We start from the raw sequence: 17,786 nt of genomic DNA, 5'->3' as shown, positions 1-17,786 counted from the left end.
CTTATCGCCAACCCGGTGATATTCACCCAGTTGGCAGAAATGAGAACGACGATGCCGTTCTCACCGCCATTGATTATCGTTGTGTTCCTGTCCTCGCCGATCAAAGACAGAGGCTTCGAGATCGTGAGGTGCTCGTAATAGGTTCCGCCGTAAACGTATACCGAATCCCCAGGAGTTGCATTATCTATCGCTCCCTGTATCGTTGTGTAGTTCCCTGGTCCCGCTCCGCCCACGTAGAGCGTGGTCGCGCTCGCTGTTGCCGGAAGGATCGTGATCGCTGAGATGGACATTGACAACAGCAGTAGCACTACCAGGCGGGTCTTCATCCTCCACGACCACGTAGCTGAGCGGGTTCCGGCGATATAGTTGTTGCGTTCCCGTGAGAGGATTTCGTGTGGAAATCGTCGCACATCATATTGGAAACCGACGTATTTCGACGAGAATGGGTACACTGGGAAGGTGCTCGAGTCTCGGGATGTTGATCCCCTTTCTGTTTCCCTTGGCATCCTTGACTCCCGTAGCAATGGAAACCCAGAAACGCTTTTATATTCCCATGATATGCATTTATATCGAGGAGTATACCTCCATGGTGCCCCTTGGGGAGGGTAGGATGTGGCTATCGATTCCTCTTCACAGCCAACATCGTCATTCGAGAGTCCAGTTTCGGCCAGAAGAGTGGAGATGATTTCAACGCCCAGGGCTAGAATCTCCATGATCACTGGACTGAATTGGGTCAAGTACTGGATGGGCTTCAAAAACGGTGGAGGAATGGCCACGAGTGTTCCTCAAGTCTCGCGGGAATTGAGAAAGCTGGGTTACGAAGTCCTGATCAATCAGCCCAAAGACGGCTTCGACATCTTGCATATCCACAATCCTCTCTTCGCCTCGTACCTCTTGGCCAGTAAGACCCGGGGCAGGAAACCGGTGGTTATCCATGCTAGACACATACCGGAACTCCTCAAGGGCGGAATTGTCATCGGCGACCTTCTTTACCGTCCGTTCAGATGGTATTCCAGGTTCCTTTACGGTCTGGCAGATGTTGTGGTCTGTGCCACTCCCTACGTTAGGGAGGTCCTCGTCAAGGAAGGAATAAAACCCCGCATGGAAGTCGTGCCCAATGGCGTCAATCGAAGCGTCTTCAGGAACTCAGAAGAAGGAAGAAGAAGGTTCAGGGACAAGCACGGTTTCGAAGAAGACGACTTCATCGTTCTTAGCGTGGGGCTGACGCTCCCCAGGAAGGGTGTCAGAACGTTCATAGAGGTAGCGAGGGCATTGGAGAAGGAAGGAGTGAAATTCCTCTGGGTGGGATCCTCAGAGTCATTTCTTCAGAAGGCGGACCTCAACGGCGTCTCCAGTAATGCGGTTTTCATGGGTCATCTCCCCTTTGCCCAGATGCCTGACGCCTACTCAGCAAGTGACGTGTTCTTCTTCCCCACGTACGCTGAGAGCTACGGAAATGTGTTGTTTGAGGCGGCAAGCTGTGGTAAACCTCTAATCATTAGGGACATCCCGATCTATCAGGACCTGTTTCTTCATGGAGAGAACTGTCTGAAGGGCTCGAGCGATAAGGATTTCACATCGCGTGTTGCTGATATTCTCAAAGATGACAGACTGAGAAGAGATCTCGAGAAAGGTTCTCTTCGAACTGCAGAAGAGCATGATATGGGAAGATGTGCTGTGGAACTGGCTCGTGTCTATGAAGGGCTCCTTTGCTGAGGGTGTTGCGTGGTTGTGGAGAGCCTGTTTGATTTCTTCGGAGCCTTTGGCCCACTAGGAATGTTGCTGGCGCTTTTCGTGATTTTCAATTTTGACGGGATTGTGTTTCCTGTCCTGCCTGAGCTCTTTGTGGTGATTACTTTCGGAGTGAATCCTTCGATAGCCTGGGGGACGCTCGTACTGACGATAGCCGTCATCGGCGGGGTGACTGCAAATGCCGCGTTGTATCTCATCGCCAGCAAGGCAAAGCTTCCGAAATGGATGAGGAACAGAATGAAGGGTTACATATCGATGTTAATGGTAAGAGACGAGAGAATCATACTCTTGAACAGAATCGTGCCAGTCGTACCGTATACTGGAGCCTTCATTGCCGCCTGTGATTGGGATGTCTCAAGATCGATATCCTACGTTGCTTTGGGCGGATTGATGAAGTATTCTGTCCTAATACTCGTGTCCGATGCGTTCTTCCTCTTCTACGAAACCGGGTTGGCTCGTATCGTCACAATCCTGCTCGTGATTCTCTTCATCGGGGTAAGCTTCCTGATCTCTTTGGTATACAGGCGGAGGATGAAAGAAGGGACCTTGACAAACTGAAAGCAAACACTCCTCTTGGGTGAATCTCGAAAGCCTTTCAGGGAAGTGGGGAGAGACGATTTGTCTTCATGACATATGGTAAACGCACAGGTCGCCCTTCCTTATTCGGGAATCCCTTCAGGACAGTCCTGCTCCCCCTTACTCTCCCTCAGATTCCCAAATGGAGAAGGCTGTAGGAAGTTCTGTCGTAGTTCAATGAGGACTGCGACGTTTCATCCTGATTCGGAGGCAGATGCTCCCTAGCTCAACTCCTTCTCAGAAAAGTGTCTGACTTGGAGTTTTTCACAACATCGCTGAACAGCAGAGTCCGACACCTGCGACACAATTCCCTTCATAATGTCCTTCTTTGGATTGAAATCATCCTCATAGAGAACTGCATATCCTAGAGCCTGTCCCAGCGCCTGCCAGTTCAAGGACTTCTTTGCCTCTATTATCCAGATTATGTCCTCTCTCTCGAATAGCAGATCAATCCACTTGAACGCTGGCCTCTCCACTTTCAGGTAGTACCCGTTCCCGAAGCGGTATCTCCTACCGACTGGGAACTGCAGGTGAACCTCTCCATCCCCGAGGAGACCAGACCTCAACAGCCTCAAAACGAGCTCTCCTTCGAGGGGCGTGTCCGCCTTCGAGACGATTCTTGATTCCATTCCCTCTGGAATCCCTTTCCCTTGCTCGGCCCCTAAGGATGTCCTGGTCCTTAGGAAGTCCGGACCGAACTCGTCAAGTGATTCCAGGAACTGGATTATCTTCCTGTGCCACTCTTCCCAGTGGCTTTCATACCATTGGAGTTTGCCTTCGACGAACACGAGGAGAGTATGACCGACCGAGAACTCTCCACTTGTGTTTCTCAGATCACTCGGAAGCCTCTTCTTCTTGACCGCGATGAGGTCGCTTGCAGAGTTCATGATCCTTCTGAAGGCCTCCCAGTGCTCTTGGATGCCTCTGTCTGCGTATTTCGTCGCAACGTGATGATTGCCAACTAGCGTAATCTCGAAGGGGATGTCATGGTTCTTCCCTACTTCCTCGAGCAGCCTCTCGATCTCGAACTCCCAGTCCCTGTTGTCGGTGACGGGGCTGGAGAAGACGAAAGGCCGTCCGAAGGGGGACTCACCGATCTCATCCTCATTCATGGGATAGAACGGTCTCAGGTACTCGAGCGAGATGTTCATGGTCGCCAGGAAGAGAAATCGAGAAGTGTCTATAAGTATCTGTTGTAGCTATGCGAGATATCTACATTGTGTTTCTATCTCCATTAATGTAGCTACTTCTTATTGCTATCTGTGGAAGGTTCAAGAAGGGGTGATTCTCTGGTCTTAAAGGGCAAAGGAAAGATCCACGAACCAGTCAAGGGCAGAATAATGATCTATGTTCCTGCTGACGTCCACAAGGATTCCGCATTTCCTTTCAAGCCGAAGGACGTCGTGCGAATTGAGATAGTAGACGGGAAGTTGGTCGTGTCGAAGACGGAATAAGATGACACGTTCCAGTCCTCAATCCCAGCGGAGAATCTGAGACACACTACTTCCCACTTCCAACGTGGCTGGGGATTCTACCCATCCTGTGGCCCATTCTTATCCAGGAAGCGGATTGAATAATCGTTGCCAGTAACACAAGCCAATGACATCCGGGTGGACTCGTGCTCTGCGTGCCGCGCACTGACGTATGAGCTAGGGATTCTCTATCAGTCATCTACTAACTATGTGGTTGTAAATATCCTTATATGCAATCGCCATTTCGAATCGTGAAATCCGCGGACGAGAAAGGCAGGACCAGAAGGCTGGCTTCCCTTCTTTCGTGGAAGAATGAGCCCATTTGCCCTTCTCCAATCGTGGAGAATCGAGGTGAAGACTGATGGAAGTGACAGAAGAGGAGAAACAGTATTGGAGGAAACTGAGAAGGTACGGATACAGCTATGATGCGATAATCCGCAAGTCATTCGAGAAGTTCGGGTTGAAGCGAAGCAAGTCCTCGATCTTCGGGTACGCAAGCGATGTCGACGAGGCGTTGGAGGACGGAGACATTCAGTGGACGCTTCCTAGGTTCACGGTGTCCAAGAGGACGAAACTGCGAGCTGCCGGTCTCGTTGAGAGACACGACGTGGACCTGGATGATGTGCTGGAACAGGGCATCGACGCCTTTGAGCTGATGAAGGATAACAATATGGATTCTCAGGATCTGCTGGGAATGAGATCGTTCCTTGAGAAGCTCAAGAAGAAGAGGAAGGGTGCAGGAGTCGTCCTCTGGGCCATATATATGCTCAACTGCCTCGAAGAGGTAGGAATAGACCTGTACGACGTCTCCAAGCTGCGAAGAATCCTGGAGGGGATTCTGGCAGTGAACCTCGACAAAGAGGTTGTCAGGAATCTCCCGGAGATACTCAAGGAGCTGAGCAGTCTAAACGTGGATATCACTTACCTCCTCTGGATTCTCAGGGCGATTTCTGAAATGGCGGACTCCAACTTCTTCGAAGACACAGCCTTGCTTCTCCTGAAAGAACTTGACCTCGAGAGGCGGTCAGGGAAATCGCGGGAAGATGCCTGCAACGATTTGTCGAATCGCGTCGATACGAAGCTAGACCTTGAAAAGGCCACGTCGGAAGCAAAGGAGGAGTTGAAGGCCCTCGAAGCAGAAACGCTGGCTGCGAGGGAGGAAAAGACTGAATTGGAGACTGATCATCGGTTGAGGCTTCAGGAAGTGGAGGAGAATCTGAAGGCAAGAATCGCGGCATCCGACGAGAAGAAGAAAGCGATCGAAAGGGGAACTCACGACGCACATCAGAAGCTTCAAGAAACGCTCCAGGAATTGCACACCACCCAGAGGGTTCTGGAAACAGTTGAACAGAGACTCAAGGAGGCCGAGAACGAGGTCGAGGTCAGGACAGGGGAACTGGACGAGATTACCAGAGAGCTCGACAAAGCGAAGGAATGGCTCGAGGAAAACGGAATTCGCGTTGAAATGGGGAAGGGGTTCCTTTGTCTTGTGGCTGGCCAGCCACAGACACAGAGGACGAGCCTAATGCTCTTCGCACAGGCAGTGGTCAATGTTTGCAGGGACCCGGCTTCGAGTCCAAGGTGGAGGGACACCATAGACTTCTTCTCCAGGGGTTTCCAGCTGCAGATCCTAGATATGGTGGGTCACTCTACCGGCCACATGGTCGAGTTCTATACTCTGAAGGGGCAACTCGCCCTGGCTCGAGAGGAATCGAAGCGGTTGAAGAAGCGAATCGTGGACCTGGAGCGTGAGAACGCCATCCTGAAGACACAACTCAGAGTTGGCTGAGCGGGAGATTCTTCGGAGAACGCCGGTCTCGTCTCCCAACGGGGGAATCCTCGTTATCTTCCAGCAAATCGAGGAAAGAGGTCTCCGGGATCGATCGTGAATCGTTAGGGAGTTTGTCACCCCGGACCTTGAGTCCTTAGTCTCGACCTTTGGAACGGAAAACGAGAATCACAACATGCAAATCGAGGCCTTTAATCAGTAGCTTTTGTGGAATTCGGGTAGAGAAACGCGGTGTTCTCATCTCGTTCCCGTAGTTCCGGGATACGTTCTCGTATCCTTCGACTACGACAGGTGGTGTTGCCATCGAGTCGTTTTGGCCTGGATCGTGTCGCAGGCTCGCTAATGGAAAACCACCGGTCGTAGCATTCGCGTAGATTCGCGATATACGCAAAGGCATTTTCACAAGAACATGAGAACAGCAGCATTCTCTTCCGGCCAGTATCTCCGAAAAACGGCAAAGAACGGCGTTCACGTTCTCGATTCCACGGGGAGTAGCGGGGTATACGGGTACGTGACACAACACATCAGTATAGTCCTGACACCTCTAGCAAGGATACGGGGGATAAGACCGGCATCCTTGCGGTAGGTGCTACCGCTACAACACAGGGGGAATACCGGTCACACCACACTGCACAGGAAGGTATGGTCACAACAGTCATTTAGTGGAGACACGATGGGTTCGGCTCATTCTCTCAGCCATAACCCCGGGTATGAGGAGACATCCTGACTGGGAGCACATCGTGGTGACTACGTTGGATCATAAGCCCTTCGCAACCGAGGGCAAGACTCCATCGACTTGTGAAGCGCGGGTGCAGCATTGTCGTGATCACATCACCGAGAGCATTAAAGCACCGAAGCGAATCCTGTCAATCCGGAGCTTGTGGCGTTGTCAACCGCTCTCAGAATAGGGAACTCACGATCCAGCCCTCCTCCGGAGAGAAGCATCGGCGATGAACAAGGCAACCACACGGCCTCCTCGGTTGAGCGGACAAAGGAAGTTGCTATTCTTCTTCCGTCGTCCAATAGTCCTTCAGCTCCATGACACTGGGGACGGAAGGAGGTTCGAGAAGCCCCGTTATGAGAGCCATCTCCAGGTAGTCGATTATGCCCAGGTTCCGAGGTTCAATATACTCCATGACGAACTCCACCCCGCCCTCCTTGACGGCCCTGTCCATCGCCCGCAACAGCCTGGACTCTCCGGGCACGTATTGGTCATCGGCGTGGGAATAATCTGCCAGGAGCTTGTGCTTCTCCATATAGGGAGAGATCTCTTTCCCGGACTCCACGAAGGTCTCAAAGATACCCTCCTCCTTGCTGATGTCCTGGCTTTTGGTCGCATTCTCTACACCGAAATTGCCGACAACGAGCCCCCCTGAGTCGGACATCATTCTCTCTCGCATGTCCTGCAATGTCTCGTCGTGGCTGGAGGCGATCCGCAACCCTTCCTCCAAGCCCCGGACAGCTCTTTTCCTCTCATCGTCATTGAGAGATTCATTTTCCCTGAACTTCTTGATCCAACGTCCTGCTTCCAGTTCGACGAATTGTGAGCCCGATTCATCCCCCCATAGTGCCGGGGGAATGAGCGTCTCTGCCCAGACGTAGCATTCCATCATCCACCTGACAAGAGGGTCCTTGACGTCATCTCGAAGCGACTCGGAGTATTGACGTATTCTCCGTTGCAGTACTCGCATCTTCAGTTTCATCAAGGAAGAAACGAGGTACTCCATGTTGAACAGGATCCGACCGAACTCCTCTTTCTCCTTCTCCATGCCCTCGAAATCTGATTCATCCATCCCGTAGAGGGATACCTGTTGTCGAAAGGTCAACTTGTCGAAGGATATGTCCTTCAATGAATTCATGTCCGAAGCCCGTATCGCCCAGTTCCGCTGCTTCTTGGCCAGAACATAGTAGGTGACAGGTGCCTCCTTCCCGCCCTTGGTCGACTTCCCGTCTTTGTCCACCTTGTCGAGAACTCCCACCTCGCACAGTCCTTCCAATCGCCTTTGGCGAGTCATTTGATTGGAGATTCCCTTGAAATCCTTCCACCGGAGTCTCTGTCTCCGCTTCCGGTTCTCGAAGAACTTGTTCAGGATCTGCTGTGTGACATCGTCTCTCATCAGCTTCTCATATGTAATCTTTGCTGGCATTTCAATTCCCCAGTGAATTACAAACCATATGTTGGTAACCCTTTATGTACCTGACGGTAATGCCGGTTCGTGACACGGTACACATGCACAAGGTTCAGAGCTGCGGGACGAGGACCCCCCTCCGAGAGGAGACTAGTGACGATCAAACGGAGTGAGGAAGAATGAGCGACCTGGTAGAGGCGAGAGGTCTGACCGTCCCTGAGTGTGCAAGTCTGTGCAGATCTCCGAGGAGACTGCCTGTCAACGCGACCAACTTCCAGATATGGAAGGCGATGCGGGACGAACTGCTCTTGAGGCTTCTGTATGAGACCTGGTCTCGAGTGAGCGAGCTCCTCAAGGTCGACATCCCCGACATCGATTTCGACAATTGCTCCATTCTCATTCGCCACCCAAAGGGCAAGGCCGTCTTTCGGATCGAGGAAGGTAGGAGGATTCACATCGACACCATCCACAAGCAAAGACAGGTCTTCTTCGGTGACTACACCAGGGACCTCATGATCCGCTCTCTCCAACGAAGGAAGAGAGGACCTCTGATCTCGAACAGTTCAAGAAAGAGGCTGTCCACCAGACAGGCGGAGAGGATTGTCGACAGACATGCTAGAGTGGCTGGAATCCAAAAGGTCGTAGGACATACCAGAAAGGGGAGAGAGATTCGTCTTGTCACGTGCAAGGCACTCAGGGAAGCGGGTGAAAGGCATACGGACATCGCTGGGGCCGATAGGGACGCAACCGCCAGGATCGCAGGTCACACAGTCCGAACGAAGGAGAAGTACTACAAGAAGGGGAACTTCGAGGAAGACCGGAGGATTGTCAGAGAGAATCATCCGTTGATGCGAGAGGAAGGGGCGGGAGACCAGAAATGACGAACTCATATGTGAACCACGACGGAAATCGAGACTGGCCAAGGGGAGACACAAGAAATGTCGGATGATACGGTAACAGTGAGTGCAAAGGTCTCCAAGGATCTCAGGGATAGGCTAGACAAGATAGGAAAAGAGATGGGAGTCTCAAACAGGTCGGTTCTTCTCAGAGAAGCACTCGAATCCTTTGCTGAGAAGCACCGCCCGAGTGGTATACCGACCGCAGAATCGGAAATCGGGGACGAAGGCGAGGAACGTATCGGACTCGAGGAGATGTGCGGTATACCGCAGGGAAGCGGGGCTCCTAGCCTATGGAACGGGCGAGGGAACGGGAGGAAACGATGACGGACAGAGTCGAAGGAGAAAACGGACACGGAGACGCCTTCACGGAGAACGCCCCCTCAGAATGGACGTCCCTCAAACTCTGGCAGGAGGTCGTCGGCAGTCTCGAGCATGCGTCTTACGACGAGAACCTCCTCGAAGTCCGCATGACAACCAAGAACGGATTGTTACGACTCGTCTTCCACAGGGACTCCCCTGAGGCCAAACGGATACATGACGTTCTCCTCGATCTCCCGAGAGGTTCCCGCATAGGTCTCCTCAGAACGGATTCCAAGAGCAGTCCAATTCTGATTCGCATAGTCCCTGGACAGCTGCCGTCCCTCTCTCGATAGGATTTTTGCTGGTAAATCCCTTCGGCTTCATATCTGGCCGAAAACGAAGACAGCCAGCTCTCTAGTCCTTGGGTGGTGGTGGAACCCTCTTCTTCGGCCTCACGGCGACCTTCTTGGCCTTCGGCTTGACCTTCTTCTTCGGGGTCACCTTCTTTGGCGGGGTCTTCTCAACTTCCTCCGGGGGGCTCGCGATCACCTCGGGCGGTGGCGGGGGCGCCTCGGCCTCCATCTCTGGGATCAGGAGCGGCTGCAGCCTCTTCAGTTCCCTCTTGTGCTTGGTAACGAGCGCTCTTCTTGCAGACTTCTCCCTGGACACCTGCTTCTTCAGCCTCTTCTTGCCCGAGGACGCGTAGAGCATGCCGATGAGGAAAACAAGTGCGAGAATCAGCATGATGATCCAAAGATACTCATCCAGCATCCCGGGTTCCGCCCTCTCGTCCGGGACGGTGGGGTCAGTCCCGTCATGATACTCGACGATGTTCGGCAGCCCGTCATCATCCGGATCGCCCAATGCACCCTCGTTCAGGTTATTGAAGTGCTGGCGCTCCCAATGGTCCGGCAGTCCGTCGTTGTCGGTATCGTTCTCAACCGATGCGGCGGCGCTGAGGGTCGTTCCTAGAACCTGATTGCTGTCCGCAGCCTGAAGGCCCGCGTCCACAACCCTGACGACGAAGTAGTACGTCGTCTTGGGTTGCAGATCGACCAACACGTGCTCCGTGACGGACTGAACGGTGATGCTCACAACGAGAATCCCCAGCTGGGCCGAGTCATTTGACCTGTAAATGTCATACCTGGCGAAATCCGGGTCCGCGTTCCCGCTCCACCTCAATGTGAGGGAGTAGTCCGCAACATTGAGCGGGTCGGAAAGGAGTACAGGAATCGGAGGATTGTCATTCGGAAGCGTCTTGGCGGTCTCCTGGTTGGAGTCCACGAGAAGACCACCGACATCCGTGACTCTGATCGTGAAGTAATAGTTCGTGTTCTGGTACAGCCCCGTGACGATATACGAGGTCTTGTTGGCGGCGGTCAGTCTGGCAACCGATGGGCCAGGAGCTCCTGGGCTTGTTGACACGAGGATGTCATATGTCGCGAAGTCGCTGTCCGAGTTCTCTGACCAGGTCAGGCGGAGCGAGTTATTCGTGACCTCCGTTGGGCTGTTCAAGAAGACGGCCGTCGGCGGGAGGTTCGGCGGGAGGGTCGTGCCCGGGACCTGATTGGAATCCGAGTACAGGAGCCCCGTGTCCACGACTCTTACGGTGAAGTAGTAGGTCGTGCTCGCAGAGAGCCCAGAGATTACGATACCAGGGGAGAGTCGCGAGGTGACTGTCTCTGTCAACGATCCAAGCTGGCCCGCGTTCAAAGACACGTACACCTCGTAGCGGGCGAAGTCCGAATCGTTGTTCTGGCTCCAGCTCAGCGCAATCGAGTTCGGTGTGATGTCTGTCGGGCCGTTGAGGGTGACGGCCTGCGGTGCAGAATTCGCGGCAAGCGTGGTTGCGGAGACCTGATTGCTGTCGTTATAGAGGCCCAGGTTGTCCACGACACGTACGGTGAAGTAGTGCGCGGTCTCGGGCATGAGCCCGGTCACGACGTAGGAGAGTGTGCCCTTGTCTGGAATCGAGGCGACAAGAGCTCCGGTCTGACCTCCTATCGATGACTGATAAATCTCATAGAGCGCGAAGTCCGGGTCCGGGTTCGTTGTCCACTCCAGCGTCACGGAGGTATCGGTGATGTCCGTTGGCGTGCTGAGGATCACTGCCGTCGGAGGGGTGTTGCCCTCCAGCGTCATCACGGAAACCTGATTGGAATCCGAGTAGAGGGAACCGGTGTCCACAACGCGGACGGTGAAATAGTAGACGGTGAGCTGACTCAGCCCAGTCACCGTGTAAATGGTCTGTGAGCGGAACGGAATGGCATCCACCTTGGACCCCAGGCTCCCGAACGTCGTGGACTGGAATATCTCGTAGCTGAAGAAATCCGGGTCATTGTTCTGAGTCCAATCCAGGACGAGCGAGCTACTTGTTACATTGGACGGTGTATTGAGGATCACCGATGTTGGCTCAACGTTTGACGGAAGGGTCGTCCCTTCGACCTGATTCGAATCCCCGTAGAGACCTCCCGTGTCCACGACGCGCAATGTCAAGTAGTACGTCGTGGACCCGCTTAGGCCGCCCACTATGTGTGTGGTCTGGGTCTTGCCTCCAATGATTTCGACCCTCGTTCCAGTGGACCCCATCACAGTGGACTGATAGACCTCATAGCGGGCGAAGTCGGTGTCTCCGCTTTCCGTCCAGGAGAGCGCCATGGAAGAGCTGGTGATGTTGAAGGGGCTGCTGAGGGTCACGGCCGAGGGTGGCACATTCGGTGCAAGCGTTGTCCCAATCACCTGGTTCGAGTTCGCATAGAGTCCGCCCGTGTCGACAACCCGCACGGTGAAGTAGTATGCCGTGGACGGATTCAGTCCCGTAGCCACGAAGAGCGTTGAGAACTGAGAGGACACGGATGCGATGAGGCTGCCTAGCACACCCGATAGCTGGGATTGGTAGATGCCATATCGGGCGAAATCCGTTGCCAGGCTCTGCGACCACGTCAGCGTCAATGAAGTATCCGTCTCATCGGTCGGAGGATTGAGGGTCACTGGCGAGGGCGGGCTGTTCTCCGCGAGCGTCGTCGCCGAGACCTGATTGGAATCGGAATACAGCCCCCCCGTGTCATGGGCTCTGATGAGGAAGTAGTACGTCTCGCTAGGGTTCAGGCCCGCAGCCACATAGGACGTCACGTTCCTGGCAGACAGGGTCTCAATCAGCGTACCGGGCAGACCCATGACCTGCGAGCGGTACACCTCATAGAAGGCGAAGTCCAGGTCCGAGTTCTCGCTCCACATCAGGAGCATCGAGTGCGCGGTAACATTGGAAGGATTCTGAAGGACGACCGGGGTCGGAGGTCCGTTCGAGGGCAATGTCATGCCATTGACCTGATTCGAGTCGTTGAACAGGCCTCCTGTGTCGACCACCCTGACAGTGAAGTAGTAGGTCGTCGACTCGTTCAGTCCGGCGGCGAACTGCCACGTCATCAACCTGTCGGTTACGGAGGCGATCCGCGCGCCCAGAACGCCGCTCGTCTCGGATTCGTAGAGCTCATACATGGCGAAGTCCGTGTCGTTGTTCCGACTCCAGGTAAGCCTCAAGGAATGATCCGTGATGTTTGTCGGGAGACCGAGAGACACCGCCTCGGGTGGCTCATTAACGGCCCCCTCGGTGTTGTTCACCGTGATGCCAACCGACGTTACGTTCGAGAAGACAAGACCGTCGAATGACCTCGCAAAAATCAGATGGGAGTCGTTCGTATGGAATGTCGTGTTCCAGGAGTAGTCCCAGGACGTCGTGCCGTTCGCAAGGTTCCACGCTCCCGTGTCGATTTTGACGTGCACGTATTGGACGGTTCCGTCTGTGTCGCCGGCGGTGCCTTGGATGACGTACTCTCCAGCAATCTCTTCACCCGGAAGCGGGCTGACTATGTTAATCGTCGGCTTCTCGTTCTGCGGAGTGGGCAAGACCTCGACGGATTTTATCGCCATGTTGTTGCCGCCGAACGCATCGGGCGGGTCAATGTCGGAGAGGACTGTGTATATCGTGTGGTTCCCCGCCAAGTTCGTCGTGTCCCAGTCCACCTCGAAGTAGACGAAATCGCCCACGACCAGGCCCGAGATCGGTTGGGTCGAACCGATCTGGTCGTTGTACGCGGGATCGTTGTCGAAGAACCTTAGGTTCGCGGAGGTGATGTTCAGCGACCCGAGGTTCCTGACAGTGACTCCCACCTGAATCGTGTCACTCTCCGTCGGATTCGGATTGGAGAGGACGATCTCGGCATTCATGACCGAGAGGTCGGCCGTCGATACAGCCAGGGTATACGGTGAGCTCCCCGAGAGCGGATTGGTCACCACAATGAGGTAGGTTCCGTTGATCGCGGGAACGTAGACTATGAACTCGTCCGCTCCCGCCACCCTCGTCACGCTGCTGGCATCGAAATCTTCCTCCGACCTGTACTGGCCCCTGACAAGGTAGAGGTCGTAGTCGAAACCAAGAGGAACGTACAGGGAGATGTTGTAGCTCACTCCGATCGAGAGGTTCACCTGGAATCCATCGACGATTTCAGCGGGCGAGAAGCTTCCTGATCGTTGTGTTCCAACATCCATGTCGCCTATGCCAGTCGTAGTACCGTTCTCCACCTCAAGGTTGAACTCGTAACCGTAGGCGGGATGGGTCACCTTCGGGTAGAACGTCGTACTGGAAGGCAGCCCGTGGCCGTCCATCGTCAGGAAAGCAACGTCGTCGTCCGGATAGGACTGAGTGCTCGCCAACGAGGAGACGTAGTTCGGATTGTCATATAGGTCGAGGTTGTACGAGAAGGTCGAAAGGTGTGAGACGGATTTGACCGCGACGAGGCCGTAGTGGTCTGGGATAACCTCCATCGCGAGTTCCTCGGAAGACGCAGCGGACGGGCCGTATGCCAGGTGAGTCCCGACGCCGGTGTCCTCTGGATATACGTTGACGGTTACCGTGTACGCTCCCAAGTCAGAGAACTTGTTTACCGCCAGGATCAAGCAGTGAGCGGACTCCGTCGTCGCCAGGATGAGGCGCTCATCCGCACCCGCCACAGTCGAGTTGCTTGCCACCGAATCCTGGTCCGTCACGATGGATCCACAAGCCGCGTACAAGTCGAAATCCTCGCCCACGGGAACACTGAGCGTTACGTCGTAGGTGAATCCTGTCTGCAGCTGGATCTGATACGCATCCAGCAACTCCCCCGAGGTGAACGTGCCGTCCATGGGAACGCCGAAGACCAGGTCCTGAACGCCTGCCAGGCTTCCATTCTCGACCTCCAGATGATATGCATACTCTGGTGCCACGTTGTCGACCTTCGGGTAGTACGTCGTGGGTGTCGCGAGTCGGTTCCCATCGACCGCGACGAAAGAGAAATCGTAATCAGGATAGGATTCCGTGTGCGCGAGCGATGAGACGTAATTCGGATTATCGCAAACGTCAAGGGAGTATCCGTAGTTCGAGAGATGTGAGACGGACTTGACTCCAATGACAGCGAAATGGCTCATGTCCACGTCCATCACGAGCTCCCGCGAAGTCGCGGCTCCCCATCCCCTGAGCAGGTAGGCGAGGGCACCATCGTCCTCTACATAGTAGTCCACACCCAGAGTATAGCTCGATGCACCGCCAAGTGGATTCGTCACTATCAGTGCGCAATAGCCCGTTCTGTTCGTCGCGAAGATTACTCTCTCATCGATTCCCGCAACGGGCGAAACGGAGCCGAATGAGTAGTTGTCGGACTCGAGGTCCTGGCATATCATGAACAGATCGAAGTTGTAGCCCGCCGGAACGTCCAGCCAGGCATCGTACACAACGTCCTCCTCAAGGTCGATCTGATATGAATCGAAGACCTCTTCCGAGGTGAAGTTGCCTGCTCGGATCGTGGAGGGGACGATCTCTGGAACCGCACCCAGACTGCCATTCTCCATCTCTATGGCGAAGCTGTGGCCCTGCGTTGAGTGGTAGACCTGAGGATAGTACGTCGTGTTCGAGCCCAACAGGGTTCCATCGACAACGACGAAGGCGATGTCATTGTTCGGGTACGCCTCGCCGTATGCCAGAGGACTGACGTAGTTGGGGTTGTCGTAGATCATGAGATGCCACGGATCGGACCCTTGATGCGTTATCGCTCTGGCCGCCACGACACCTATGTGCTGCTGGTTTACTTCCATCGCGAACTCTGGGAAGGAAGCTGCACCCGTGCCATAGTACAGGTTGGTGGAGACGCCCTCATCCTCAGGGAGAGTGTCCACCGTTATCGTGTACTCGGACGTGCTGGCGAATGGATTCGTGACAACCACGGTGCACCATCTGTTGCTCTTCGCAGCGAAGACCAACCGCTCTGTCGCGGTCCCTGACCTGGTGAGGCTTCTGGCAGCATCCTCATCTGTCACAATGTCACCGCAGGCCGCAAAGATGTCCAGGTCCGCCGATGAGGTCACGCTCAACGTGATGTCGTACGTCACGCCCGTCTGCAGCTGGATCTGGAACGCGTCTATGATTTCCGTGGAGTTCATCACCGACGTGGTGGGGGAAGTGAAGCTCAGGACAGGCATGCTGCTGACGGAGCCGTTTTCCGTCTCCAAGATGTACTTGTAGCCGTTGTTCTGGTGCCGCACTCTATAGTAGTACGTCTGGTTCCCTGGGAGCTCGTGCCCGTCAACGGCGATGAATGCGACATCCCCGCCAGGATCCGAGGTCGTTTGAGCCAGGCTTGTGGTGTACGTCGGATTATCATACATGTCCAGATAGTACGGGTAGGTTGAGTAGTGGGTCACGCCCTTTATCCCGACGACGCCGAAATTGCCCGTGTTGACGTCGAACGAGTACTGGTCATCGCCCAGCGTCGTGATCTCCTGCGCCTGGTCGTCGTTGTTCTGGGGAAGCAGGGCCGCATAGGCGTTCACCCGGCCGTAGCCATAGTATATGTCCCATCCCGCATCGCCCAGGTCGACCGAAGTGTTCCTGAGAAGGAGTCGAACCTGCATGTTGGTGTAGGACGGATATCTGGAGAGCATCAACGCGGCGACGCCCGAGACATGCGGTGTTGCCTGCGACGTCCCTTGCATGTTCTGATAGTACGGGCTCGTTCTTCTGCAGGAACGTATGCCCACTCCAGGGGCAGTGAGTTCGAGCTCTGACCCGTAGTTGGAGAAGCCCGCTCTACTGTCAGTAGAGTCCGTTGCTCCAACGGCGATGACAGTGTCGTATCGTCCTGGGTAGTGTATCCCGTTCGAACCGTCATTTCCCGAAGCTCCGACAAGGAGCGTACCGTTGTCCCAGGCGTTCTGTGCTTGGGTTTTCACGCTGTTGGGGGCCCACGAGCCGCCAAGACTCATCGAGATGATGTCGGCGCCGTTCTCATACGCGTACTTGATCGCGGATGACAGCCAGGACCAGTCTCCCGTTCCGTTCCTGGCCAGGACCTTGACTGCCATTATCTTCACTTGGGCCAGGCCAGCTATTCCCTTGGAGTTGTTCATCACGGCAGCGGTGATGCCCGAGACATGCGTCCCGTGGTAGATCGCCGCCGGATTGTCATTGACGTCCCTGTCGTTGTTATCCATGACATACTTCGTGTCGTTGAAGAAGTTCCAGCCATACAGGTCATCGATGTAACCGTTGCCGTCATCATCAACGCCTGGTAAGCCGCCATCCTCGCTGGGGTTCTTCCACATGTTTCCTGACAGGTCCTCGTGTAAGTAGTCGACACCTGTGTCGAGAATCGCAACGATGACGGAGCTGTTGCCCTTTGTGAGATTCCATGCGTCAGGAGCCTGTATCTTCTTGGGACCCCATTGAACTGACCAGAGCGTATCGTTCGGGGTGTAGCTCATCCTGTAGAAACCGTTTGGCGAGACGAACTCCACGGACGGGTCCCGGGCGGTCTGGAACATGACGTCGTCCAGATCAGGTTCGAATATCCTGAAGACCGCCTCTCCGATGGCGGGATAGAGTCGAAGAAGCCGTAGTCCATTCCTCTCAGTGAATTCCTCAATCGTGGAGAAGTCGAAGTCCGGAGTGAAATCCACTATGATTTGGTCCGCGTAGATCTCCTTCCGATTGTAGTCAAGATACACTTTGAGGGCAACCTCGTCCACTTGACTCTCACGCTGCGGATCCGCCTGGGTTCCGAGAACAGCTGGAAATATGGATGCAATCAGAAGCAGGGCTATGGTAAAGACAACTCTAGCAAGTGACATTTGGAGCCCCCATGGATGCTATATCAGATTTCCCTTATACTACTTTAAACTTCTTTTCTGGCTGTCAGAGAGGAGTCCGAGACGCGACCCGGGCCAGTGCTTCCCTGAGAAACCCTTTATACAGGCTCGTGGCATTCGGAATTCGTGCTCACCATCGGGATCGAAGGTACCGCCCACACGGTTGGAATCGGACTCGTCGACGAATCGTGCAATGTCCTGGCGAACGAATTCGCGGTCTACTCCCCTCCGAAGGGCGGGATCCACCCGAGGGAGGCCGCCAACTTCCACGCCGAGAATGTCGTGTCCCTCATCCGAGACACTCTCGAAGCGGTCTCGGCGGATTTCAGGGACTTGGACCTCGTTGCGTTTTCCCAAGGACCAGGTCTCGGCCCCTGCCTCAGGACGGTCGCCACAGCCGCAAGGGCTCTGTCCATCTCTCTCGGCGTTCCGATAATCGGTGTCAACCACTGCGTTGCTCACCTCGAGATAGGACGAAAGACGACCGGATGCAATGACCCGGTTCTGCTCTATGTATCTGGCGGGAACACCCAGGTCATCGGGTTCTCCAATAGACGATATAGGGTCTTCGGCGAGACCCTGGTGGAGATAGGCAGAGAAAACGAGAAGCTGGTGGTCCTTGATTGCGATACGGCAACTTCTACAGGCTGTGCCGTCTTCCGGGACCAGATACCGGAACGATTCTACCAGATAG

11 protein-coding genes are annotated in these 17,786 nt (G+C 54.6%); 7 read left to right on the top strand and 4 right to left on the bottom strand.

The window, feature by feature from the left end; genetic code table 11:
• A partial coding sequence (locus LN415_07870; GenBank protein ID MCJ2557003.1) for a hypothetical protein occupies positions 1-326 on the bottom strand: 326 nt, incomplete at its 3' end.
• Positions 327-612: 286 nt separating this feature from the next.
• Here LN415_07870 and LN415_07865 point away from each other — a divergent pair.
• Both LN415_07865 and LN415_07860 read left to right on the top strand, forming a co-directional pair.
• Positions 613-1,716 carry a glycosyltransferase gene (locus LN415_07865; protein ID MCJ2557002.1) on the top strand — a complete coding sequence of 368 codons (1,104 nt, stop codon included), beginning with the start codon at positions 613-615 and terminating at the stop codon, positions 1,714-1,716.
• A 9-nt stretch (positions 1,717-1,725) separates the two neighbouring features.
• Positions 1,726-2,310 carry a hypothetical protein gene (locus LN415_07860; protein ID MCJ2557001.1) on the top strand — a complete coding sequence of 195 codons (585 nt, stop codon included), beginning with the start codon at positions 1,726-1,728 and terminating at the stop codon, positions 2,308-2,310.
• A gap of 239 nt (positions 2,311-2,549) precedes the next feature.
• Here the strand turns inward: LN415_07860 and LN415_07855 are convergent, their stop codons facing one another.
• On the bottom strand, positions 2,550-3,479 hold the full coding sequence (locus LN415_07855) for a hypothetical protein (GenBank protein ID MCJ2557000.1): 930 nt from the start codon (positions 3,477-3,479) through the stop codon (positions 2,550-2,552).
• Between the two features lie 682 nt (positions 3,480-4,161).
• Between LN415_07855 and LN415_07850 the strand changes: the two genes are divergently transcribed.
• Positions 4,162-5,589, top strand: a complete 1,428-nt coding sequence (locus LN415_07850) for a hypothetical protein (GenBank protein MCJ2556999.1) — start codon at positions 4,162-4,164, stop codon at positions 5,587-5,589.
• 1,001 nt (positions 5,590-6,590) lie between these two features.
• Here LN415_07850 and LN415_07845 read toward each other — a convergent pair.
• On the bottom strand, positions 6,591-7,736 hold the full coding sequence (locus LN415_07845; protein ID MCJ2556998.1) for a hypothetical protein: 1,146 nt from the start codon (positions 7,734-7,736) through the stop codon (positions 6,591-6,593).
• A gap of 161 nt (positions 7,737-7,897) precedes the next feature.
• On the opposite strand from LN415_07845, the gene LN415_07840 reads away from it, so the two are divergent.
• Genes LN415_07840 through LN415_07830 form a run of 3 tightly spaced genes read left to right on the top strand, consistent with a single transcriptional unit; the run spans position 7,898 to position 9,270 of the window.
• Complete coding sequence (locus tag LN415_07840; protein ID MCJ2556997.1) at positions 7,898-8,599, top strand: tyrosine-type recombinase/integrase; 702 nt, start codon at positions 7,898-7,900, stop codon at positions 8,597-8,599.
• A gap of 57 nt (positions 8,600-8,656) precedes the next feature.
• Complete coding sequence (locus tag LN415_07835) at positions 8,657-8,941, top strand: ribbon-helix-helix domain-containing protein (GenBank protein MCJ2556996.1); 285 nt, start codon at positions 8,657-8,659, stop codon at positions 8,939-8,941.
• The gene (locus LN415_07830) at positions 8,938-9,270 is read left to right on the top strand and encodes a hypothetical protein (GenBank protein MCJ2556995.1); all 333 of its coding nucleotides are present in this window, start codon (positions 8,938-8,940) and stop codon (positions 9,268-9,270) included. Before LN415_07835 ends, LN415_07830 begins: the two co-directional genes overlap by 4 nt.
• A gap of 61 nt (positions 9,271-9,331) precedes the next feature.
• On the opposite strand, the gene LN415_07825 is transcribed toward LN415_07830, so the two are convergent.
• Positions 9,332-16,972, bottom strand: coding sequence for a S8 family serine peptidase (locus LN415_07825; protein MCJ2556994.1), 7,641 nt, complete (start codon positions 16,970-16,972; stop codon positions 9,332-9,334).
• 246 nt (positions 16,973-17,218) lie between these two features.
• Between LN415_07825 and LN415_07820 the strand changes: the two genes are divergently transcribed.
• The coding region (locus tag LN415_07820; GenBank protein MCJ2556993.1) for a hypothetical protein at positions 17,219-17,786 on the top strand (568 nt) is incomplete at its 3' end.

This window comes from Candidatus Thermoplasmatota archaeon, from assembly GCA_022848865.1.
Taxonomy (GTDB): domain Archaea; phylum Thermoplasmatota; class Thermoplasmata; order RBG-16-68-12; family JAGMCJ01; genus JAGMCJ01.
The sequence above is the reverse complement of the archived record's forward strand: the minus strand, read 5'-3'. Positions and strand labels throughout refer to the sequence as shown.